Below are 20837 nucleotides of genomic sequence, written 5' to 3'. Positions count from 1 at the left end.
CCAGGGAGAAGGGGGAAGGGGTGCTCAGGCCGAGAGCGCGGTGACGAACGCGCGGGCGCGGTCGGTGATGTCGGTCCAGTTGCCTGCCGCGACGCTGGACGGTGGGACGACGCTGGTGCCCGCGCACACGGCGAGCGCGCCGGCGTCGAGGAACTCGCGGGCGTTGGAATCGTTGATCCCGCCCGACGGCAGGAGTTCCACACCGGGATACGGGCCGTGCAGGTCGGACAGGTAGCCGGGGCCGAGTCGCTTGGCGGGGAAGATCTTCACCGCGGCCGATCCGAGGTCGACGGCCATCGCGACCTCCGTGGGGGTGAACGCGCCGAGGAAGACGGGAATCGACCGTCCCGTCGCGACTTTCGCGACGTCCGGACGGATGCCCGGGGTGACGAGGAACCGGGCGCCGGCGTCGATGGCGGCCGCGGCCTGGTCCCCGGTCATCACGGTGCCGACACCGAGGATGCTGCCCGCCGCGGCTGCGGTGTCGGCGGCACGGCCCAGATGATGGAGCACGTCGGGGGTGGTGAACGTCAACTCGACCGTCCGGATGCCGCCCTCGGCCAGCGCGTGGCACAGGTCGGCGGCGTCGGGGATGGTCTCCGCGCGCACCACGGTCAGTACCCGGTCGGCCCGCAGAATGTCGATCTCGGTCATCGGACTGCTCCTCCTTCTCGACGGCGCAACGACCTTCCGGCGGTCGCGCCGGTGAGGCGGCCGTCCTCGAGGGCGAGGCGGCCGCGGACGAATACGTGGGAGATACCGGCCGCCGCCTGGCGGGGCCGGGCATAGGTCGCGGTGTCGGTGACCGTGTCCGGATCGAAGAGGACGAGGTCGGCGGCGTATCCGCGGCGGACGAATCCGCGGTCGACGAGCCGCAACCGGGTCGCGGCGCGGCCGCTGAGGTGACCGACGCATTCCTCGAGGGACATCAGGCCGAGGTCGCGGCTGTAGTGCCCGAGGTAGCGCGCGAACGTTCCCCACCCGCGCGGGTGCGGTTTCGCGCCGACCAGCAGGCCGTCGCTGCCTCCGGTGTGCCGGGGGTGCTGCATGATCGCGCGCACGTTCTCCTCGTGTCCGACGTGCTGCAGGATGCCGCTGCCGAGTTGGTCGCGGATCAGGATGTCGATGCACACGTCGAAGGGGTCGCGGTTCTCGTCGGCGGCGATGTCGGCGATGGTCTTCCCGACGTAGGCGTCGAGTTCCGCGTTCTGCACACCACTGATCTCGAGGGTGTGCCACTCGGCGATCACCCCGTGGCAGCCGTCGGAGCCGGTGACCTCGAGATGCTCCCGGATACGTTCGAGGGCAACCGGATCCCGGAGCCGGTCGAGGGTCTGCTCCATGCTGCCCGCCGACGCCCAGCTCGGCAGGATCGCCGACAGCGTGGTGGCGCCGGGAAGGTAGGGGTAGGTGTCGAGGCTGATGTCCGCCCCGGCGGATTCGGCGCGGTCGAGCAGGGCCAGCAGTTCCGGGGCACGGCCCTTGTTGGGTCCGAAGTTCAGCGTGGCATGCGCGAGATGCAGTGCGCACCCGGCCCGCGACGTCAGGTCCACCATTTCGGCGTAGGCCTCCAGGGCGCCGGCGCCGTACGACCGGTGGTGCGGGGAGAAGTAGCCGCCGTACTCGGCGACGGTCCGGCACAGTGCCAGCAACTCCTCGTTGTCCGCGTACATTCCCGGCGTATAGGTCAGCCCCGCGGACAACCCGACGGCGCCCTCCGCCATCGCCTGCGCCACGATCCGCTGCATCTCCTCGATCTCCGACGGCGTCGCCGGCCGATCGTCCCAACCGACCACCAGCGCCCGGACCACCCCGTGCGGGACGAGATACGCGACGTTGGTGGCGATGCCGCGATCCAGCCGGTCGAGGTATTCGCCGACGCTCCGCCACGAGAAGTCGAAGTCCTCGGGGTCGGTGTTCCAGCCCGCGATCTTGCGCCGGACCACGGCGAGCACGTCGTCGGTGACGGGCGCGTAGGACAGCCCGTCCTGGCCGAGTACCTCGGTGGTGACCCCCTGCGTGATCCGCGACGGGTGCTCGGGGTTCAGCAGGATCTGCAGGTCCGAGTGGGCGTGCATGTCGATGAATCCGGGCGCGAGCACCAGGCCGTCGGCGTCGATCACGCGGTCCGCGGCGGGGCGTTCGCTTCCGGAGTGGTCTGTCTCGGGCCGGATTTCGGCGATCCGGTCACCGTCGACGAGCACGTCGGCGCGGTACCTCGGCGCCTCCGAGCCGTCGACGACGGTGGCGGAGCGGATCAGAGTGGTCATGGTGTGAGGTTCCTCGGCCGGGATCAGAAGAAGGTGCGGATCAGGTCGACGACGACGGGATCGTCGGAGTCGTCACCGACGACGGGTATCCACCGCCACTTGTCGAACGCGGTGCACGGGTGCGACAGGCCGAGCCGGACGACATCCCCGACGTGCAGATCGTGTTCGGGCCGTGAAGGATCGAGTCGCAGGAAGGCATGCTGATCGTTGACGGCGGTCACTTCGGTGCCGACGAGGGGGCGGGGCGCCGACCCGAGTTGGTCGGCGACGACCTGCGCGGTGGGGAGTCCCTCGTCGAACGGGACGTCGCGCTTGCCGGCGTCGAGCAGGGCCAGCCCCGGTTCGGGGCGGGACACCACCCGGGCCCATGTGTGCATCGCGGACGTGAGACGACGCGCCTGCCTGTCCTCGTCGCGGCCGAACGGTGAGATCCCGGTGTAGAAGCCGTCGTCGTGGATGATGTACGCGCCCGCGCGGACCACCACTTTGGTTCTGCCACCGGCCAGTTCGGCGAGCACCTCGGCGACCACGTCGAAATAGGCGCTGCCGCCCGCGGTCACGTACACGTCCTGGTCCTGCGGGTAGCGGCCCTCGGTCTCGAGCCGGCGGTGCAGTTCGGCCATCGACCGGAGGTATGTGCGGACACGGGCGAGGGACTCCTCGGAGGCGTCGTGGGCGAGGGCTCCCTCGTAACCGGAGACGCCGGCCACCCGCAGTGCGGGGCTTTCCCCGATGCGTTCGGCCACCGTCACCGCCTCGGCCACGGATCGGGCGCCGGTGCGCCCTCCCTCTCCGCCGAGTTCGACGAGCACCGGCAGCGGACGGACCACCGTGACGTCCGCCAGTGCCGCGGTCATCGCGTCGACGGTCTGCGGGGAGTCGGCCCACATCAGGACCTCGAGGTCCGGGTTCGCGTCCATCTGCTCGGCCAGCCACCGCAGGGCGGTCGGGTCGACGAGCGAGTTCGCGATCTGCACCCGGCGCGCGCCGAATCGCACCGCCACCCGCAGCTGGCCGAAGTTGGCCAGGGTGATGCCCCACGCGCCGCTGCGGATCTGCCGGTCCCACAGCACCGGGGACATGGTCGTCTTGCCGTGTGGAGCGAGGTCGACACCGTGCGCCGCGCACCACGCCGCCATGGTGTCGAGATTGCCGGCGATGGCCGTCTCGTCGAGGACCATCACCGGCGTGCTGAAGGCGGACAGCCTCGGCTGCGTGCCGAGGAACTCGGTCTTGGTGAGGCCGTGCGCGGCGGAGGGGAGGGCCTTGTCCACGTCGGACAAGCGCTGCTCGTCGAGCTCCGCCAAGGCGCCGGAGTCGAGGGTGTCCGGTCCGCTGATCGTCATCGTCGATCCTGTCGTTCGGGTTTGTGGGGCAGACGCCTTCGGTCGAAGAAGGGGCCGTGAAGTGCTACGTTGCGCTGTATGCAACGCTGATTGCATTTTTGTGTCACCTATGTCTAGCATTGGCCTGGGTCATCGTCAACGGTCCGGTGTGGCTTGCATCGCCGGGCGAGGGTCCCTGAGAAGCCATCCCGTGCCGGTCCGAACAGTCGCAGAGGTAACAAGTGCAGGAATCGACCCCCACCCCCGAGTCCGGTGTCGCGTGCCTCGGTGAGGCGATGGTCCTGGTGGCCCCGGACTCGACCCTCCACCTGGCCGGCGCCGAGGCGAACGTTGCCGCCGGACTCGCCGCGCTCGGCGTCCCCGCCGCCTGGGTCGGACGCCTCGGCGACGACGAGTTCGGCACCCTCATCCGTACCGAACTGCAGGCGCGGGGTGTCGACGTCCGCGCGATCGACGTCGATCCCGGGCGGCCCACCGGGCACTACTCGAAGACCACCGCCCTCGACGAGCACGGCGAGCCGCGGACCGACAGCCTGTACTCCCGGGCCGGTTCGGCGGCGTCGGCGATGGACCCCGCATTCCTCGATCGGCCCGAGGTCGCGGAGGTGTTCGGCCGCGCCGGCGTCGTCCACTGCAGCGGAATCACACCGGCCCTGTCCGATTCGTGCCTCGCCCTGATGCGGAGGCTGCTCCGGGACCGGCCGGCGATCTCCGGCGTGGTCAGCTTCGACGTCAACTGGCGTGAGCAACTGTGGCCGGACGGCGATCCGCGGATGGTCGTGGAACTGGCGAATCTCGCCGATCTCGTGCTCGTCGGCGCGGATGAGGCCCAGCGCGTGCTGGGCACCGCGGACCCGCACGAATTGCGGCTCATCCTGCCCGCCCCGGCCACCGTCGTCGTCAAGGACGGCGCGCACCGGGCGCTGGCCGTCGACCGGGGTGGCCGCAGCGTCGCCGTTCCCGCGCTCCGCGTCGACGTCGTCGAACCCGTCGGTGCGGGCGACGCCTTCGCCGCCGGATATCTCAGCGGTGTGGTGCGCGGCGAGGATCAGGCGCGCTGCCTGCGCCGCGGGCACATCGGTGCCGCCGCCACCCTGACCGTCGCCGCCGACTCGGCGCCCCCGCCGCCCGCCGCACTGCTCGATGCGCTGCTCGCCTGCGCCGAATCGGACTGGGCGGCAACGAGCGTCACCGCAGACGGTTTCGCCCTCCGAGGAAGTGGAGTGATCGGATGAGTCAGAGTGTCTCCCGCGCCCTGCATCTGCTGGTGCAGCTGGGCAACGGCCCCGCCAATCTCGACCAGCTGGCCGAATCGACGGGAGTCCACAAGACCACCGTGCTGCGGCTGCTGCGAACGCTGTCCGAAGAGCGGTTCACGTTCCGCGACAACAGCAACCAGTACCATCTCGGGTCCCGCATCTTCGAACTGGCCGCACAGGCCACCGATCAGCGGGAAGTGCGGCGCATCGCGTCGCCGCACCTCGTCGCGTTCAACCGCGAATACGGGCGCACCACGCACCTCGCGGCGATGGAGGGCGGCGACGTGGTGTACATCGACAAACTCGAATCGCACGACCAGATCCGGATGTATTCGCGAATCGGGCTGCGCGCCAATCTCAATTCGACCGCCGTCGCGAAGGTCATCCTCGCCGACCTGCCGGATTCGGAACTGCGGCCCATCGTGGATGCGATGGACTTCTCCTCCCGCACCGCCAACACGATCACGACACCGGAACGCTATCTCGACGAGATCCGCCAGGTCCGCGAGCAGGGCTGGGCGCACGATCAGGAGGAGAACGAGCCGTCCGTCAACTGCATCGGAGTGCCCATTCGCGGCGCGTCCGGTCGCGTCGTCGCCGCCGTCTCGGTGTCGGTGCCCGACGTCGTGCTCAGCTACGAACGCGTCCTCGACCTGCTCGAACCCCTTCAGGCCGTGGGGGCGCGGATCTCCCGCGACTGCGGATACCGCGCCCAGCCCTGACCGTCCCCCGTCCACCCGAAAAATAACGACCCACAGGAGAATCGATATGTCCGACACCACCGTCATCCGCACCGAAGCCGCCCCCGCCCCCGCACACACGTTCAGCCAGGGCATCAAGAAGGGCAACCTGCTCCAGGTGTCGGGGCAGGGCCCGATGGACCCCGTCACGAACACGTACGTCGCCGAGGGTGACGTGCGCGAGCAGACCCGCCGCACCCTCGAGAACGTCAAGGCGATCCTCGAAGCCGGCGGTGCGAGTGTCGAGGACGTGCTGATGTTCCGGGTCTACCTCACCACCCGGGACGACTTCGCGGCGATGAACGACGTGTACGGCGAGTTCATCGCGGAGAACGTCCCGAGCGGTCAGCTGCCGTGCCGCACCACGGTTTTCGTCGACCTCCCGCACGAGGTCATGCTCGTCGAGATCGACGCGCTGGCCGTGACCGGCTAGGCCGCTACGCCGTGACGAGGTGGCGGCAGCTCATCCGCGGCGACACGGGCAGCTCCGTGAAGACGGGCTCGGACGTGTCCGGGGCCGCCACCTCCAGGTAGAGGTGGCTGCCGTCCGCCACGACGCCCTGCGGGTGCAGGCCGATCAGCTCGGCCACCACGTACGTGGCGCTGAGGCTGGTGACGTCGCGGATGATCCCGAGCCGCAGCAGCGACCGCGTCTCCGCGATCGCCTCCTGCTCACCGGCCCGCAGAACCAGGCGCAGTCCGGGGGAGAGGGCCTGCGCTGCCACGGACACGGCGATATTGTCGAGGTCGTCGGATCCGACGGCGGCCAGTGCCAGGGCGCGGCGCACGCCCAGTCGTTCGAGGAGTTCGCGGTCGCCACCGTGCCCGACGACGGTCGGGATGTTCATCGCCCGCACGAGCCGCAAGTTCTTGGCGTGGGGGTCGCGTTCGACGCCCACCACCGCGACACCGAGAGCCTGCAGTTCCCGGCACAGCCGGAGCCCGACCTGACCGAGACCGACGACGATGACGTGGCCGGAGCGGGGCAGAACCCGGCTGCCCACCAGACCGACGAGTCGGGGGCCGAGCAGGCGCTCGATGATCCCGGCGGTGAACATGGCCGTGAACACCACGGTGAAGAGCATCGCCACCGACGCGAACACGGCGTAGGCGGGGCTGCCGTGGGTGTCGGTTCCCGGGCCCACTGTGGTCACCACCCGCACCGCCTCGTTGAACGCGTCGAGCGGCGCCACGTGCTGACCGAGGATCAGCCACAGCCAGTCGGCGAAGAGGACGGCGAGGAGTCCGGCGAGCCCACCGAGCAGGATGCGCGTTCCGATGTCGTGGGACCGCAGCAGACCCGTCGCCCCGGTCGCCACCGTGCGCCACCAGTTCCGCCGGGGCAGGTCGACGTGCGCGCGCTCGGGGTGGCCGTCGATCATCCGGACCGTCAGCATGTGCTCGCCCGCGTGCCGGGCCGCGACGAGTTCGGGGTCCAGGCACGGGCCGGCGAGCGTCGGTGCGGCGAGGTCTGCCGGCGACGTCACCTTGCACTGCGGGAGCAGGTGGGACAGCTGGTCCGCGACCGTGCGGTCGAAGATCGTCACCACCAACGGGATCGACGCCGAGATGTGCGCGGCGGCCAGGGCGTACCGCAGGGCGACGACGTCGTCGCGCACCAGGACCGCCATCCCGCAAGGTTCGTCCGCCATTGCCAGGCGGAGTTCGTCGTCGTCGGGGGCGACGAGATGGCGTACGTGAAAGTCCCTTTCGCGGAGGGATGCACAGACCCGTCGGGCCACGGTGGTTTCGCCGATGACGAGATATGAGTCGTTCACGTGTGGTCCTTCCGGCTCGGGGTCACGAGAGCGTACCCGAGAAGAACCGCGGATCCCACACGGGAAAGGCCTACCGATGAGTAGTCGGAACGCGTTATCGGCCAATGTTTTCCGTCGCGATCGCCCTACTCGTCGGTAGGGGCGCCCCGGATCGCCAGGAGGAGTCCGATCACACCGATCCAGACCAGGCCGCCCAGGGCGGCGGTCAACGGTAACCAGGTGTGCAGCAGGGCGAGCACTCCGAGGATCGCGCCGACCACCGTCCAGCGCGGCAGTACCTCGGTCCGCCACGCGACGAGAGAGGTCGCGAAGATCATCACCGCAGTGCCCACCTGGCAGTAGTGGTAGAACCACGACGCGATCGTCAGCAGGAGCGGTGCGATCTGATCGTCGAAGGGCAGTTCGTCGAAACGGATCAGGGTCGCGGGATACGCCACTTCCGCGGTGAACCCCGCGGCGGTCAGCGCGGCGAACACGATTCCACCCGCCAGCGCGGTGCCCGCGAGGCCCGTCCGGTCGCCGTCCGCGCGTCGCAGCACCCCGGCGAGCGTGCCGAGGAAGAACAGGAAGAACAGCACGTGCAGAATCGGAATCACGCCGTTGGCGGTGACGAAGCCCGAATACGACGAGTAGTACCGCTCGGCCTCGGCCGTGTCGATCGGACGATCCGGGGTCCCTACGACATACGCCGGGATCATCACGAGAGCGGAGAGCACCCCCAACGCCCCACCGATGCGCACCGTCGTCGTGTCCATGGCTTCCACCTCGCGAGTTCCGGTTCCTCATCCGAGGTTAACGAGCCGCGCACCTCCCGCGCGGAAGAACGGGAACACCTCTCCGGTGTTCGTGGTTGGGTGAGGCATGAGCCTCGATGCGAAGGACGACCGGCGTCCACTTCTCGACCTTGTCGCCACACACAACCGGGCCGTCCTCGCGACGGTCAAACGCGACGGACGACCGCAATTGTCGAACGTGATCTACGCCTGGGATCCGGACACGCGGACGGCGCGGGTGTCGGTGACCGCGGATCGGGCCAAGACCCGGAACGCCGGGCGCGACCCCCGGGTGTCGCTCCACGTCAGCGCGACAGACTTCTGGAGTTACGCGGTCGTGGAGGGCGACGCGGAACTGAGCGCGGTCGTGGCGGACCCGCACGACGCGGCGGCGGACGAACTCGTCGAGGTGTTCCGGCAGGCGGCGGGGAAAGAGCACGACGACTGGGAAGATTTTCGCCGCGCGATGGTGTCCGAGCGCAGGCAGGTGCTCCGGGTCCGGGCGACGAACGTGTACGGCATGGCCCAGCTTCCCTGAGCGTGCGAAACGTAGCTGTGGCAGCCGATCGGAGCCGGTGGGACGATTGAGTCATGCGCAGGAGGCGGTGGCCGGCGGCACCACCGCCCGCCACGGAGGGAATCGTGGTGCACGGGCCGGTCGAGCTCGTGACGAGCCGCGATGTGACCCTGCGCCTGTCGGAGGTCGTCGCTCACCCGAAGGGCATGCTGCTGCGCATCGAGTTGACGGCGAGAGGCAGATCCGCTGATCTGGCGCGCCACGAGACGCGTCCGCTCGACGATCCCGACGACCCCTCGGCGCGGTGGTCGTATCTCGCGGTGAACGTCCGGGTCGACGACCTCGAGGGCGTCGCCGACGCCCGTCACCCGCATTCGACGTCGACGGCCGTCGCAGCGGAGACGTCCGAATATCACTCGGCACCGCACTACTGGATCAGCGACTACCCGGAATCGGGAACGATCACGCTGACCGCGGGGTGGAAGGAGATCGGGCTGGTGCCGCGAACCCGGACGATCACCCTCGGCCCGAATCCGAGTATGCGGCCCACCCGGTAGCGATACGCCCGGTAGAAATACGAACGTGCCCTTCGGCGCCGTGGGAGCGTCGAAGGGCACATTCGCCCTGCGAGGGGAACGCAGATCAGGGGAGGGGAACCCAGGTGCCGAAGAACCAGAATCCGTGCGGGCTCGGCGCGGGAGCCTGCTGCTGCGGAGCGTGCTGCTGCTGCGGCTGAGGCTGCGGTGCCTGCTGCTGCTGGGCGGGGGCGGGGTTGTGGTTCACCGGGTCGGCGCCGGCAACGCCTGCCCCGATGCCGAGGGCTGCGAGGGCGATACCACCGGTTGCGACGGCCTTGGTCACGACGGACTTCATGCGGTTCCTCCTGGAACGTATCGGATGCTGTGTCAGAACTTCCTGACACAGATCAGATTGCCCCCCGTCCCTGCCACAACTCTTAGCTCAGCCTGGCAATCTCCTGCACGTCAGCGAGGCTGCTCCGCCAGCTTGGCGGCGATCACCCCGTTGAGCCGCTGCAGACCGCTCGGCGTGATCCCGTGGATCTGGCCCTCGATGCTGCGCACGACATGGGTGTCGCTGAGGACCTTCTCGCTGGACTGGATCAGAACCGTTCCGGCGCCGGTGAAGTCGAACTGCCGTTCCTCCCCGGAGTTGATGCCCATCATGTGGGCGCCGGCGGCGAGGAAGTTGCTGATCCACCCCTGGTCGTAATGGTGACTGGGGGACGGGCAGTCGGCCCACCCGACGAGCGCCTCGGGGTCGATCCGCAGCGGCGGCTCGGCGAACATCACCGGGCCGTTGGACGACGCCAGGAACTTGCCCGTCCCGATGAGTGTCAGGAAGCCGGGCACGATGGACTGGTTCAGCGACAGACCCGGTTCGAACGCAAGGAGATTCGACGCCCGGATCGTGAGGTTGCCGTCGTCGAGGTCGTACGAGTTGATGTCGTACCCGCGGTCGCCGATGATCAGCTTCCCGAATCCCTCGGCCACCGCGTAGTCGCCCATGTACAGCGGCGCCGAGAATTGGTTGGCGACCATGTGCAGTGCAGCGCCGTGCAATCCGTGGGTCAGTGCCTGAAACTGCATCTGCCCGTAATAGGCGATCATCGCGCCCTTGCGGATGAACCAGGGCGCGGTGAGGTCGATGCAGAACGCGTAGCTGTTGTCGGGAATGTTGTCGCTGGCGCCGAGAGTCGACGGATTGTGGATGGCGGTCACAGTTTCTCCTCCGAAGCCTGAACGTAGACGATGCCCTGGCCGGTGCACTGCAATTGCATCGCTTCCCCGACACCGCGGCCCATGGCCTCGCGCCAGCCGACGGCGGATTTCAGTTCCACCTGGACGCTCCCGTACGTGCCGACGAACGCGTCGGGGTCGACGAACACCGGATTCGGTCCGCCCACAGGCAGTTCGATGAAGCCGCCATGTGCGAGAAGGACCGCCGACCCGTACCCGGACAGCTGCGTCGTGAACATTCCGGTACCGGACAGGGCTCCTGCCGCCGCGCCGCGCAGCGCGCCGAGCATGCCGCGGCCGCCGCCACCGCCGCCCTGACTCACCACCGAGACCACCGAACTCTGCAGTCCCGCGTTGTGCGCGAGCAGCCGGGACGCCTCGACGCAGAGCGCGCCGCCCTGCGACATGTCGACGACGTGCACCTCGAGTCCGGCGTGACCGTAGTGCACCTCGCCCTGCCCCTGCGCGAGCATCGTGCGTTCGTGCTCGCCCTGCATCATGCGTCCGGCCATCCGGGTGAATCCACCCATGCCCGCCATCGACTGGGAACCCGGCACCTGATGCGGCGAGAACTGGACCTGGCCTGTGTAGAACAGCATCGCACCCGTGCGCGCCACCACGCCGCCGGCGGCGCCGACGTCGACCTTGACGACCTTCGAGTTCACTTTCGAGAAGACCATGAGGCTCACCGCTCTGCCGGTTGAATGGAGACGACGCCGTGACCGTCCCATTTGAGGGAGAATGCCTCGCCGTTGCCCTGGCCGACGGCGTTACGCCACGACACGTCGGTCACGAACGACTGCGTGACCTGACCGCGCGCCGAGACGAATGCGTCGGGGTCGACCACCAGCGGGTACTGCGGCGACACCTCGAGGTGAATGAGTGGCCCGCCCGCCGACAGCAGTGCCACCTGCCCCTGGCCGGAGACGGTCGTGGTGAACAGGCCCTGACCGCCGACCCCGCCGCGCAGTCCGGTGAACGTGACGTTGGTGTTCAGGTTGCCGCTCAAGGCGAGCAGCTGCTGCGACTCCACCTGCAGGGTCTCGTTCGCCAGGTCGACGACGGAGACGTACTGACCGCCCACCGCGAGGTACACGACACCGTGACCGGAGCATTCCATCAACGACAGCGCCTCGCCGGTGGCACGCCGCTTCATGCCGGCGAGCACACCGTCACCGCCGCCGAAACCCGCCGACTTGAAGTTGACGTTGCCCTCGTAAGCGATCATCGAACCCTGTATCGCCCGGATGGTGGTTCCGGCGAGTTGCGCCTCCACCACCCTCGTGGACTTCTCGAGCAGCCGCCCCATGGGTGCCCTTTCCAGTGTCGAGCGGCAGTGCCCGTGACCGAGTCACGAGCACTGCCGCTGGATGTGAGTACAGGCAGAACCTAGCCGACGGACACCGGGTTCTGCTCGTCCACGTCGTCTTCCGCTTTGCCGGCCGCCGCGACGGCCTTGCGGTTGCGGACGATGCTGGAGATGAAGGCGGCACCGATGAGGGCGACGCCGACGAGTCCGGTGACGTTCTCGTTGACGTGGTAGCCGATGGAGACCAGCAGGATCACGGCCAGTGCGCCGATGGCCCAGTGGGCGCCGTGCTCGAGGTACACGTAGTCCGACAGGGTGCCCTTGCGGACCAGGAACACCGTGATGGAACGGACGAACATCGCGCCGACGAAGCCGAGGCCGAGGGCGATGATGATCGGGTCGGACGTGATCGCGAACGCGCCGATCACACCGTCGAAGGAGAACGACGCGTCGAGGACCTCGAGGTAGAGGAACAGGAAGAACCCGGCCTTACCGGTGGCCTTGGCCAGCTCGGTCGGTCCGCCCGTGGACCCTGCGACCGGTTCGCCGTCTTCGTCTTCCTCGGGAGTGTTGAACAGCTCACCGAGACCGTTGACGGCGATATAGGTGACCATGCCGAGGACGCCGGCGATCATCACCGTGGACACCGTGTCCTCGGGGGCGATGTACGCGGCGGTGATCAGCAGCAGCACGCCGGCGACGACGACCGCCAGCTGGTCGAGCTTGCCGGCGCGGGCGAGGGGCTTCTCCAGCCAGGACAGCCAGGTGATCTCGCGCTCTTCCAGGATGAAGCCGAGGAACAGCATGAGCAGGAACATGCCGCCGAACGCCGCGATCTGCGGGTGCGCGTCGGTGAGCAGGGTTTCGTAGCTGGCGCTGCCGTCGGGGAAGTACGCGGCGCCGTCGGCGGGCGGGTTCAGGGCCAGGTCGAGGGCGGCGACGGGGCCGAGGCCGGAGGCCAGCCACACGATGACGAGGGGGAAGACCAGGCGCATGCCGAACACCGCGATGACGATGCCGACGGTGAGGAAGATCTTCTGCCAGAACTCGCTCATCCGTCGCAGGACGGTGGCGTTGATGACGGCGTTGTCGAAGGACAGGGAGATCTCGAGGATCGAGAGGATCACCACGAGGAGGACGGCCTGGGGGCCTCCGTAGAGCGCCGCGATGATGATGGAGATCACCGTCACGGCGAAGGAGAGACCGAATATTCGCAGAACCACGAAGCGTGGCCTTTCTCTAGTGGGCATGCAGGGTGGTTACTGCAGGGGGACGAACACCGGGGGAGGGTTCCACGTCGTTGCCGTGAAACCCTCCCCAGGCTGGAGAACGAAACGACCGTCAGACGTTGACGCCGTAGTCGCGGGCGATACCGGCCAGCCCGGACGCGTAGCCCTGGCCGATGGCGCGGAACTTCCACTCCGCACCGTTGCGGTACAGCTCGCCGAAGACCATAGCGGTCTCGGTCGACGCATCCTCGGACAGGTCGTAGCGGGCGAGCTCGTTGCCGTTGGCCTGGTCGACGACGCGGATGTAGGCGTTGCGCACCTGACCGAACGACTGCGAACGCGTCTCCGCATCGTAGATCGAGACGGGGAACAGGATGCTCTCGATGTTCGCGGGGACCGCCGCCAGGTTGACGTTGATCACCTCGTCGTCGCCCTCGCCCGCACCGGTGGTGTTGTCGCCGATGTGCTCGATCGAGCCGTCGGGGGAACGCAGGTTGTTGAAGAACACGAAGTGCTGGTCCGACACGACCTTCTTGTCGGCACCCGCACCGATGGCGCTGGCGTCGAGGTCGAAGTCGGTGCCGGTGGTCGAGCGGGCATCCCATCCGAGTCCGACAGCCACCGCGGTCAGGTTCGGCGCCTCCTTCGTGAGAGAAACAATGCCGCCCTTGGTCAAGCTGACGCCCATTCAGGGGTCCTTTCGAGAGGAGGTGGGTGGACCCTCGACAGCTGTCGAAGTTCCGGGTTCGTCGTGCAACACCACGATAATGAATTTGTCCGACTTGTCCCATCCCGCGAACTGTCCACAGGTTTGTGCACAGGCAATTCCGGACCACTCGGTGTTGTCGGCCCGACCAGTACGATTCAGGACGTGACGAGCGGATGGGCGGGACGCTTCCGAGGAAGAGCCCGGGGCGACGACTCGGCTCGTCGCGCCCACGACACGATGGTCGCAGCGTTTCTCGATATGGACAACCGGCAGAGCATCGCCGCCGCGGCCGTGGACGCCTCGGACCAGCTGACTCCGGAACGCGGAATCCGGCGGGCCTGGGAACCGGTTCGCGACGGGTGCTACCAGGCCGCGACGGCGTATCTGGCGGCGGAAGACCAGTTCGAGAACGTGCAGTCACCCGCGGCGGCCGCCGCGTACGAGCAGGTGACGCGGCAGTTGGTGGCGGCGACGCAGTCCCTCGACGAGTTCTATCGCACACATCGGGGCCATCTCGAGGAGTCGACCGCGATGCTGGCGGCCGTGCCCCAGCTCGCCCAGCAGGCGCTTCAGGTCGCCTCCGCGGCGCAGCAGCGGGTGCAGACCGAGGGCGCCGCGTACGCCGGCTACCCGTCGGTGCGCAACCGGGGAGCGGCACTCGACGCCGCGGTCGTGGCGCTGCAGGGCGCCCGCGGCGCCAACCCGGTCCGCGAAGCGGCAGCGCGTGTGCGGGAGGAGTCGGCGGCGCTCGAGAAGGCACTGGCCGCGGCCCCGTCCAAGGAACTGGACGCCGCTCACGCCGTGTCGTCGGTGACGACGAGGATCGCCGCGGTGCAGACGCGGGCGGAACGGCTCGCGCCCGCCTACTCCGCCCTGCTGCGCGAGTTCAACGCGGCCAGTTCGGCGGATCTCGTCCACAACGACCGCGAGAGCCGCAGGCACATCGAGCAGGCGCAGACCGATCTGCAGCAGGCGCAGAACGCTCTGACCGCGGGAAATCCGGAGGGGGCGCTGGAGCTGACCGCCGCCGCGCGGACCCATCTGGTCGACGCCGAGGCGAACGTCGACGGCGTCACCGATCGCCTGCTGTTGCTGCGGGAGGTCCGCGAGAACCCACGGGCCAAGGAGAACGAGATCAGATTTCGCCTCCGCGACGCCCAGATGTTGGCTGTCAATCGTGGGCTCGTGCGGGAATGGGGGTCGGTCCTGGACGCTCAGCTCGAGCGAATAGACCGAATTGCAGGGACACTGACCGGGCGGCATCCCGACTACTGGGCGTACGTCACCCAGCTCGACGCCGTGTCGGCGTTCATTGCCGAGGTGGTTCAGAAGATGAGAGGACACACGGGACAGCGATGACACGGGGGAACGATGAGCATCAGCGATGAGGTCGTGACGACGGCGGTGCCGTCAGATGTGACGACGGCGGTGCAGCGGGTGCGGCACTTTCACCACCTCGATCACGAGACGCACGACAGGCTGTTCCTGCACGCTCCGCAGGCGCTCGGGCCGGACGAGGACCGAACGGTCCTGGCCGTTGCGCTGGGCGCGACGCTGTACGTGCCCGCGACGAGGTCCGACCTCGCGGACACCATCCTGCGCCGGTCGGCCGACGGTGTCTGCTCGATGGTCCTGGACCTCGAGGACGCCGTGGCGGACGACCAGGTGGAATCGGCGTTGCTCAACGCGGTCGACGCGCTGGATCTGCTGGCGACCCGGGGCGGCCCGCGGATGCAGCTGTTCGTGCGGGTGCGGGCCGCCGAGGACCTTCGGCGGATCGCGGGCCTGCTGACGACCGGCGTCGAGGTGCTGTCCGGGTTCGTGTTCCCCAAGTTCGGAAGCGCGACGGGCGGTGCGTTCCTCGACGAGCTGGCCGCGGCGTCGAAGCGGCTCGGCAAGCAGCTGTACGCGATGCCGGTGCTCGAATCGCCTGCTCTGGTGCACCGCGAGTCCCGCGACGACGAACTCGCGAGGATCGGCGCGCTGCTGGTCGAACACCGCGAGCGGATCCTCGCCGTGCGCATCGGTGCCACCGACATGTGTGCCACGTTCGGCATCCGCCGCGACCGCGACCTGACGATCTACGACGTGCGGGTGGTCGCGGACGCGATCGCCGCCATCGTGAACTTCCTCGGCCGCGCCGACGAGACCGGGCACGTCATCACCGGTCCGGTGTGGGAGTACTTCGCCGATCACGAGCGGATGTTCCGGCCGACCCTGCGTGCCACACCGTTCGAGGAACACGACGAGGTGCGGTTCCGTCAGCAGCTGGTCAGCCGGGACCTGGACGGTCTCCTCCGGGAGATCGCCCTCGACCGCGCCAACGGCATCCAGGGCAAGACTGTCATCCACCCGACGCACGTCGCGGCCGTGCACGCCCTGTCCGCAGTGACGCACGAGGAGTACCACGACGCGCTGGACATTCTCGGAGCCGAGGGCGTCGGCGGCGTCCAGGCGTCGGGGTACCGCAACAAGATGAACGAAATGCGCCCGCACCGCAGCTGGGCCGAGAAGACACTCGTCCGGGCGAAGGTGTTCGGCGTGACCAACGAAGGAATCACGTTCGTGGATCTACTGACCGCACTGGCCGTCCGATGAGTTCACCCACCGCGGTCCGCGCGGTGCCCTGGGCCACGGAACATCTGGGGCTGACGCTCGCCCACGTGGATTCGAGTTCGGGGCTGACGATCCCCGAACTCGTCGAGCCGGGCCTGCGGCGCAACCCGCGACGCGCCCACCTGCTCGTCTCGACGGTCCTCGGCAAGCACGTGCCCACCGACCCGCGTGCGGTGATCGGCGCCGGCGACCGCCTCGGTGATCTGGTCGCCGATGTGCTCGGACCGGATGCGGACCCCGTCGTGCTCGGATTCGCGGAGACCGCAACAGGTCTGGGCCATTGCGTCGCCGCGCGGCTGCGCGCCCGGTGCTACCTGCACTCCACGCGCCGGGACGTCCCCGAGATCGGGATGTCCGCCGGGTTCGAGGAGGGGCACTCGCACGCGACCAGCCACCAGCTGCAGCCGACGTCCGTCGAGTTGTTCGCGGGCGATCGCCCCCTCGTCCTCGTCGACGACGAGATCTCCACCGGCGCAACCGCGGTCGACGCGATCCGCGCGCTGCACCGGCAGAACCCGCGCAGCCGGTACGTCGTGGCTTCGCTCGTCGACATGCGCGACCAGGGCCACCGGGAGGCCGTCGACGCCGCGGCCACCGAACTCGGTGTGCAGATCGACAGCGTGAGTCTGGCGTCGGGGCGCACCGAGCTTCCGGGCGGACTGATCGACTCGGTCGGTGCCCTTCCCGAACCGGTGCTCAACCTCGTCGGTGAGCGGACCGGGACCGTCGAGCGCGCCGACATACCCTGGCCCGCAACGGTTCCGGAAGGTGGTCGGCACGGGTTCCTGCGGGAAGACGCCGAGGAGTTCGATGCGGCCGTCACGTCGGCGGCCGCGGTGCTCCTCGACCGACTCGACCCGCAGCGCCCGGTGATCGTCGTCGGACACGAAGAGCTGATGTACCTCCCGTTGCGGATCGCGGACACGCTCGCCGCATCCGGTTTCCGGGTGCGCTTCCAGACGACGTCGCGGTCGCCCGCCTACGTACTAGACCAGCCGGGATACCCGCTGCGCCGCGGATTCCGCTTCACCGCCCCCGAGGTCGGGGAGGAGCAGCCGCGGTTCGTCTACAACGCGCAGTGGCCGGACGAGGACGCCGTCGTGGTCGCGGTGATCGACTCCGCCGCCGACACGGACCGGCTCACCGCAGGCGGCGGCCTCCTCGACGTCCTCACGGCGGCGGGAACGGATGTGCTGCTGGCCGTCGTTTCCGGCGCCGACCCGCGGTCGCTGCGGGCCGCCCGCGCGGGAGCCTCGTCGTGACGGCACCGCTGACCGGCCCGGGGTTCGGTTCGTACGCCGCCGACGAGGTGACATGGCTGCTGAAGGACCTGTCGCACGTCGACCTCGAAGCGGATGTCGCCGAGCGGGAGCGCCGCATCCAGTCGGGCGAGGCCCACTACGCGGAGACGCTGCCCATCGAGTACCAGCCCGACGCGGAGTATCGCGAGCTGTTCGAGAAGGTGCTGCAGGACAGCTCCATCCGGCTGGCACGCGCCGTGGGGACGGTCACCGACCTCGTGCTGGCCGAGCGGGGCCGCGACGTCACCCTCGTGTCCCTGGCGCGCGCCGGAACCCCGGTGGGCGTGCTCATGCGCCGCTGGGCGCGAGACGTCCACGGCCTGACGCTGCCGCACTACGCGGTCTCGATCGTCCGGGACCGCGGAATCGACGCCGTCGCGCTCGACTACCTCGCGCGTCATCACGATCCGGAGAACGTGGTCTTCGTCGACGGCTGGACGGGCAAGGGCGCCATCGCCCGCGAGTTGTCGCAGGCACTCGCGGACTACCGCGACGCCGGGGGCGCCGAGTTCGACGACGACCTCGCCGTCCTCGCGGATCCCGGGCACTGCGTCCGCACGTTCGGCACCCGCGACGACTTCCTGATCGCGTCGGCGTGCCTGAACTCCACCGTGTCGGGCCTGGTGTCGCGGACCGTCCTCAACGACACGCTGATCGGCGCCGGCGACTTCCACGGCGCCAAGTTCTACGCGCATCTCGCCGGCGAGGACGTGTCCAATCACCTCCTCGACTCCGTCGGCGCGTCCTTCGCGGATGTGCGCGGGCACGTAGCGGGCGACGTCGAGGAATTGCTGCGGTCGGACCGCACACCGACGTGGGACGGCTGGAAGTCCGTCGAGGCGGTCCGGGAGCAGTACGGGATCTCGACCGTGAACTTCGTGAAGCCCGGCGTCGGCGAAACCACCCGGGTGCTGCTGCGCCGGGTGCCGTGGCGGGTGCTCGTCCGCGATCTCGAAGCCCCCGAGCACGCGCACATCCGGCTCCTCGCGGCCGCGCGGTCGGTTCCCGTCGAAGAGGTTCCCGGCCTGGCGTATTCGTGCATGGGCCTGATCAAGGATGTGACATGACCGCACTGATCGCGACCGATCTCGACCGGACCATGATCTACTCGCGCGCGGCGATGGAACTCGCCGTGACCGAGAGCGACGTGGCCGAGCGGCCCGGCGACGAGGACCTGCTGTGCGTCGAGGTGTACGACGGCAAACCGCTGTCCTACGTCACGTCGGCCGCCGAGGCCATGCTGCGCACGCTCACCGCGTCCGCGGTGGTCGTGCCTGCCACCACTCGCACCGTCGCCCAGTTCCAGCGCATCGACCTGCCCGGGGCGCCGTGGCGGTACGCGATCACGACCAACGGCGCGAACATCCTCGTCGACGGGGTGCCCGATGCGGGCTGGCGGTCGGGCGTCGACATCGCCATCGCAGACGGCGGTGCGTCGCTCGTGGAGGTCGGGGCGGAGTTGAGTCGCCGGATCGACGACAGCTGGGTTCGGTCGTCCCGGGTGGCCGACGAGTTGTTCTCCTACCTCGTCGTGGACCTCGGCGCGATGCCCGCGGACTTCGTCGAGGAGTGGAACGACTGGTGCGTGGACCGGGGCTGGGGTGCGTCCCGTCAGGGCCGCAAGATCTACACGATGCCCGACGCGGTGTGCAAGAGCCGTGCGGTCGCCGAAGTCCGTGCCCGGCTCGTCGACGACGGCGTGCTCGCGCCGGACGCGCCCGTGCTGGCGGCGGGGGACGGGGCGCTCGACGCCAACATGCTCAGTGCCGCCGACGCCGCCATCCGCCCCCGGCACGGCGAACTCGAGACGCTCGACTGGCAGCATCCGACCCTGTCCGTGACCGGAAGCAGCGGGATCGCCGCCGGTGAGGAGATCCTGCGCTGGTTCGCGGACCACGTCGGGCGGGGTGCGGCGACGACGGCCGCGGGCGCTCTTTTGTAGGTTGTAGGCAAACAGGCCAAACGGGACAAACCCGACGCTCCCACAGTGAAGGAACCACCGCAGTGTCCACTCCGCTAGCCAAGGGTCAGAACGGCCCACTGAGCGTCGCCGACGTCATCGTCTCACTCGAGCTGACGGCCGCCGCCGATCTGTCCGCACTGCTCGTCACGGACTCGGGCAAGGTCCGCTCGGACGCCGACTTCGTCTTCTTCAACCAGCCGTCCGGTCCCGGTGTGCAACTCGTGCCCGGGGCCACCGGACAGGCGGCGTCGCTGAAGGTGTCCCTCGGTGCGGTGCCCGCCGACATCGCCCAGGTGCGCGCGGTCATCACCCTCGACGACGCCACCAGCAATTTCGGCCGTTCCGCGCCGCCGACGGCACGGGTCGCCGACGGCGCTGGAAACGCGCTGTACGAGTACAAGATCGAAGGGCTGAACTCCGAGTCGATCGTCATCGCGCTCGAGTTGTACCGCCGCCAGGGCGCCTGGAAGGTGCGGGCCGTCGGGCAGGGCTACGCCGGTGGTTTCGCCGCACTCGTCACCGATCACGGTGTGTCCGTCGACGACGCCCCCGCGCCCGCCCCGGTGGCTCCCGCTGCGCCTCCGGTTCCCGCTGCGCCTCCGGCTCCCGCTGCGCCTCCGGCTCCCGCTGCGCCTCCCGCTCCCGCCGCGCCCGCGGCTCCGGCCGAGGTCAGTCTCACCAAGTCGCGGCCGGTCAGCCTGACCAAGGGGCAGAAGGTCACGCTCCGCAAGGACGGCGGCGTCGCGCTGACGTACATCCAGATGGGGCTCGGCTGGGATCCGATCGAGAAGCGCGGCATGTTCGGAAACCGTTCCGCCAACGTCGACCTCGACGCGTCGGCGGTCCTGTTCGCGGACAACAACATGGTCGACGTCGCCTACTACGGCCAGCTGGCGTCGAAGGACGGGTCGATCCGGCACCAGGGCGACAACCTCACCGGGGAGGGCGCCGGCGACGACGAGGTGATCCTCGTGGATCTCACCCGCATCCCGCCGCACATCTCGACCATCGTGTTCATCGTGACGTCGTACCGCGGGCACACGTTCGAGCAGGTGAAGAACGCCTTCTGCCGCCTGGTCGACACCACGTCGAACGCCGAACTCGCCCGGTTCACGCTGCAGGGCGGGATGCCGTTCACCGGAATGGTGATGGCCAAGGTGTACCGGGTCGGCGGCGAGTGGAAGCTGCAGGCCATCGGTGAGGGCATTCAGGCCAAGCACGCGGGTGAGGCCGCGCCTCAACTCGGCCGCTTCCTCGGCGTCTAGGGGCG

General features: G+C 69.0%; 22 protein-coding genes. 11 read left to right on the top strand and 11 right to left on the bottom strand.

Annotated features, from left to right (window positions below; all coding sequences use genetic code 11):
• Nucleotides 1-24: 24 nt before the first annotated feature.
• From ROP_RS10900 to ROP_RS10890, 3 genes are read right to left on the bottom strand one after another with little or no spacing between them, the layout of a single operon-like run.
• The gene (locus ROP_RS10900) at nucleotides 25-654 is read right to left on the bottom strand and encodes a bifunctional 4-hydroxy-2-oxoglutarate aldolase/2-dehydro-3-deoxy-phosphogluconate aldolase (RefSeq protein ID WP_012689393.1); all 630 of its coding nucleotides are present in this window, start codon (nucleotides 652-654) and stop codon (nucleotides 25-27) included.
• On the bottom strand, nucleotides 651-2270 hold the full coding sequence (locus tag ROP_RS10895) for an N-acyl-D-amino-acid deacylase family protein (RefSeq protein WP_012689392.1): 1620 nt from the start codon (nucleotides 2268-2270) through the stop codon (nucleotides 651-653). The genes ROP_RS10900 and ROP_RS10895 overlap by 4 nt, the downstream gene beginning before the upstream one ends.
• Before the next feature lie 23 nt (nucleotides 2271-2293).
• Nucleotides 2294-3616, bottom strand: coding sequence for an amino acid deaminase (locus tag ROP_RS10890; RefSeq protein ID WP_012689391.1), 1323 nt, complete (start codon nucleotides 3614-3616; stop codon nucleotides 2294-2296).
• A gap of 221 nt (nucleotides 3617-3837) precedes the next feature.
• On the opposite strand from ROP_RS10890, the gene ROP_RS10885 reads away from it, so the two are divergent.
• From ROP_RS10885 to ROP_RS10875, 3 genes are read left to right on the top strand one after another with little or no spacing between them, the layout of a single operon-like run.
• Entirely contained in the window at nucleotides 3838-4851 is a 1014-nt protein-coding gene (locus ROP_RS10885) for a sugar kinase (protein ID WP_012689390.1), read from the top strand.
• Complete coding sequence (locus tag ROP_RS10880; RefSeq protein ID WP_012689389.1) at nucleotides 4848-5597, top strand: IclR family transcriptional regulator; 750 nt, start codon at nucleotides 4848-4850, stop codon at nucleotides 5595-5597. Before ROP_RS10885 ends, ROP_RS10880 begins: the two co-directional genes overlap by 4 nt.
• Before the next feature lie 46 nt (nucleotides 5598-5643).
• Nucleotides 5644-6048: a RidA family protein gene (locus ROP_RS10875; protein WP_012689388.1), complete on the top strand. Its 405-nt coding sequence runs from the start codon at nucleotides 5644-5646 to the stop codon at nucleotides 6046-6048.
• Nucleotides 6049-6052: 4 nt separating this feature from the next.
• Here ROP_RS10875 and ROP_RS10870 read toward each other — a convergent pair whose 3' ends face one another.
• Both ROP_RS10870 and ROP_RS10865 read right to left on the bottom strand, forming a co-directional pair.
• Nucleotides 6053-7393: a potassium channel family protein gene (locus ROP_RS10870; protein WP_012689387.1), complete on the bottom strand. Its 1341-nt coding sequence runs from the start codon at nucleotides 7391-7393 to the stop codon at nucleotides 6053-6055.
• Nucleotides 7394-7518: 125 nt separating this feature from the next.
• A complete protein-coding gene (locus ROP_RS10865; protein WP_012689386.1) occupies nucleotides 7519-8148 on the bottom strand; it encodes a hypothetical protein in 630 nt (209 codons plus the stop codon).
• A gap of 106 nt (nucleotides 8149-8254) precedes the next feature.
• Here ROP_RS10865 and ROP_RS10860 point away from each other — a divergent pair, with 106 nt between their 5' ends.
• Together ROP_RS10860 and ROP_RS10855 are read left to right on the top strand one after the other, a co-directional pair.
• A complete protein-coding gene (locus tag ROP_RS10860) occupies nucleotides 8255-8704 on the top strand; it encodes a PPOX class F420-dependent oxidoreductase (protein WP_012689385.1) in 450 nt (149 codons plus the stop codon).
• A gap of 53 nt (nucleotides 8705-8757) precedes the next feature.
• A complete protein-coding gene (locus ROP_RS10855; RefSeq protein ID WP_012689384.1) occupies nucleotides 8758-9240 on the top strand; it encodes a hypothetical protein in 483 nt (160 codons plus the stop codon).
• Nucleotides 9241-9325: 85 nt separating this feature from the next.
• On the opposite strand, the gene ROP_RS10850 is transcribed toward ROP_RS10855, so the two are convergent.
• The 6 genes from ROP_RS10850 to ROP_RS10825 all read right to left on the bottom strand — a co-directional run bounded on the left by ROP_RS10850 (nucleotide 9326) and on the right by ROP_RS10825 (nucleotide 13666).
• Nucleotides 9326-9556, bottom strand: a complete 231-nt coding sequence (locus ROP_RS10850; RefSeq protein WP_012689383.1) for a hypothetical protein — start codon at nucleotides 9554-9556, stop codon at nucleotides 9326-9328.
• A 110-nt stretch (nucleotides 9557-9666) separates the two neighbouring features.
• Nucleotides 9667-10422 carry an AIM24 family protein gene (locus tag ROP_RS10845; RefSeq protein WP_012689382.1) on the bottom strand — a complete coding sequence of 252 codons (756 nt, stop codon included), beginning with the start codon at nucleotides 10420-10422 and terminating at the stop codon, nucleotides 9667-9669.
• Nucleotides 10419-11120: an AIM24 family protein gene (locus tag ROP_RS10840; protein ID WP_043824572.1), complete on the bottom strand. Its 702-nt coding sequence runs from the start codon at nucleotides 11118-11120 to the stop codon at nucleotides 10419-10421. The genes ROP_RS10845 and ROP_RS10840 overlap by 4 nt, the downstream gene beginning before the upstream one ends.
• A gap of 5 nt (nucleotides 11121-11125) precedes the next feature.
• Complete coding sequence (locus ROP_RS10835) at nucleotides 11126-11749, bottom strand: AIM24 family protein (RefSeq protein ID WP_012689380.1); 624 nt, start codon at nucleotides 11747-11749, stop codon at nucleotides 11126-11128.
• Between the two features lie 80 nt (nucleotides 11750-11829).
• Complete coding sequence (locus ROP_RS10830; RefSeq protein ID WP_043824570.1) at nucleotides 11830-12972, bottom strand: DUF475 domain-containing protein; 1143 nt, start codon at nucleotides 12970-12972, stop codon at nucleotides 11830-11832.
• A 118-nt stretch (nucleotides 12973-13090) separates the two neighbouring features.
• Complete coding sequence (locus ROP_RS10825; RefSeq protein WP_012689378.1) at nucleotides 13091-13666, bottom strand: TerD family protein; 576 nt, start codon at nucleotides 13664-13666, stop codon at nucleotides 13091-13093.
• Nucleotides 13667-13924: 258 nt separating this feature from the next.
• Between ROP_RS10825 and ROP_RS10820 the strand changes: the two genes are divergently transcribed.
• The 6 genes from ROP_RS10820 to ROP_RS10795 all read left to right on the top strand — a co-directional run bounded on the left by ROP_RS10820 (nucleotide 13925) and on the right by ROP_RS10795 (nucleotide 20832).
• A complete protein-coding gene (locus ROP_RS10820; RefSeq protein ID WP_043824568.1) occupies nucleotides 13925-15046 on the top strand; it encodes a hypothetical protein in 1122 nt (373 codons plus the stop codon).
• A gap of 12 nt (nucleotides 15047-15058) precedes the next feature.
• Nucleotides 15059-16285: an HpcH/HpaI aldolase/citrate lyase family protein gene (locus tag ROP_RS10815; protein ID WP_012689376.1), complete on the top strand. Its 1227-nt coding sequence runs from the start codon at nucleotides 15059-15061 to the stop codon at nucleotides 16283-16285.
• Nucleotides 16282-17565, top strand: coding sequence for a phosphoribosyltransferase family protein (locus ROP_RS10810; protein WP_012689375.1), 1284 nt, complete (start codon nucleotides 16282-16284; stop codon nucleotides 17563-17565). The genes ROP_RS10815 and ROP_RS10810 overlap by 4 nt, the downstream gene beginning before the upstream one ends.
• Nucleotides 17562-18671 (top strand): cysteine protease StiP family protein, encoded by a 1110-nt coding sequence (locus ROP_RS10805; RefSeq protein ID WP_012689374.1) that lies wholly within the window; start codon nucleotides 17562-17564, stop codon nucleotides 18669-18671. The genes ROP_RS10810 and ROP_RS10805 overlap by 4 nt, the downstream gene beginning before the upstream one ends.
• Nucleotides 18668-19546, top strand: coding sequence for a hypothetical protein (locus tag ROP_RS10800; protein WP_012689373.1), 879 nt, complete (start codon nucleotides 18668-18670; stop codon nucleotides 19544-19546). Before ROP_RS10805 ends, ROP_RS10800 begins: the two co-directional genes overlap by 4 nt.
• A 62-nt stretch (nucleotides 19547-19608) precedes the next feature.
• Nucleotides 19609-20832: a TerD family protein gene (locus ROP_RS10795; protein ID WP_012689372.1), complete on the top strand. Its 1224-nt coding sequence runs from the start codon at nucleotides 19609-19611 to the stop codon at nucleotides 20830-20832.
• Nucleotides 20833-20837 lie beyond the last annotated feature (5 nt).

It is taken from the genome of Rhodococcus opacus B4, assembly GCF_000010805.1.
Lineage (GTDB): Bacteria > Actinomycetota > Actinomycetes > Mycobacteriales > Mycobacteriaceae > Rhodococcus_F > Rhodococcus_F opacus_C.
This window is presented reverse-complemented; position numbering and strand designations above follow the sequence as displayed.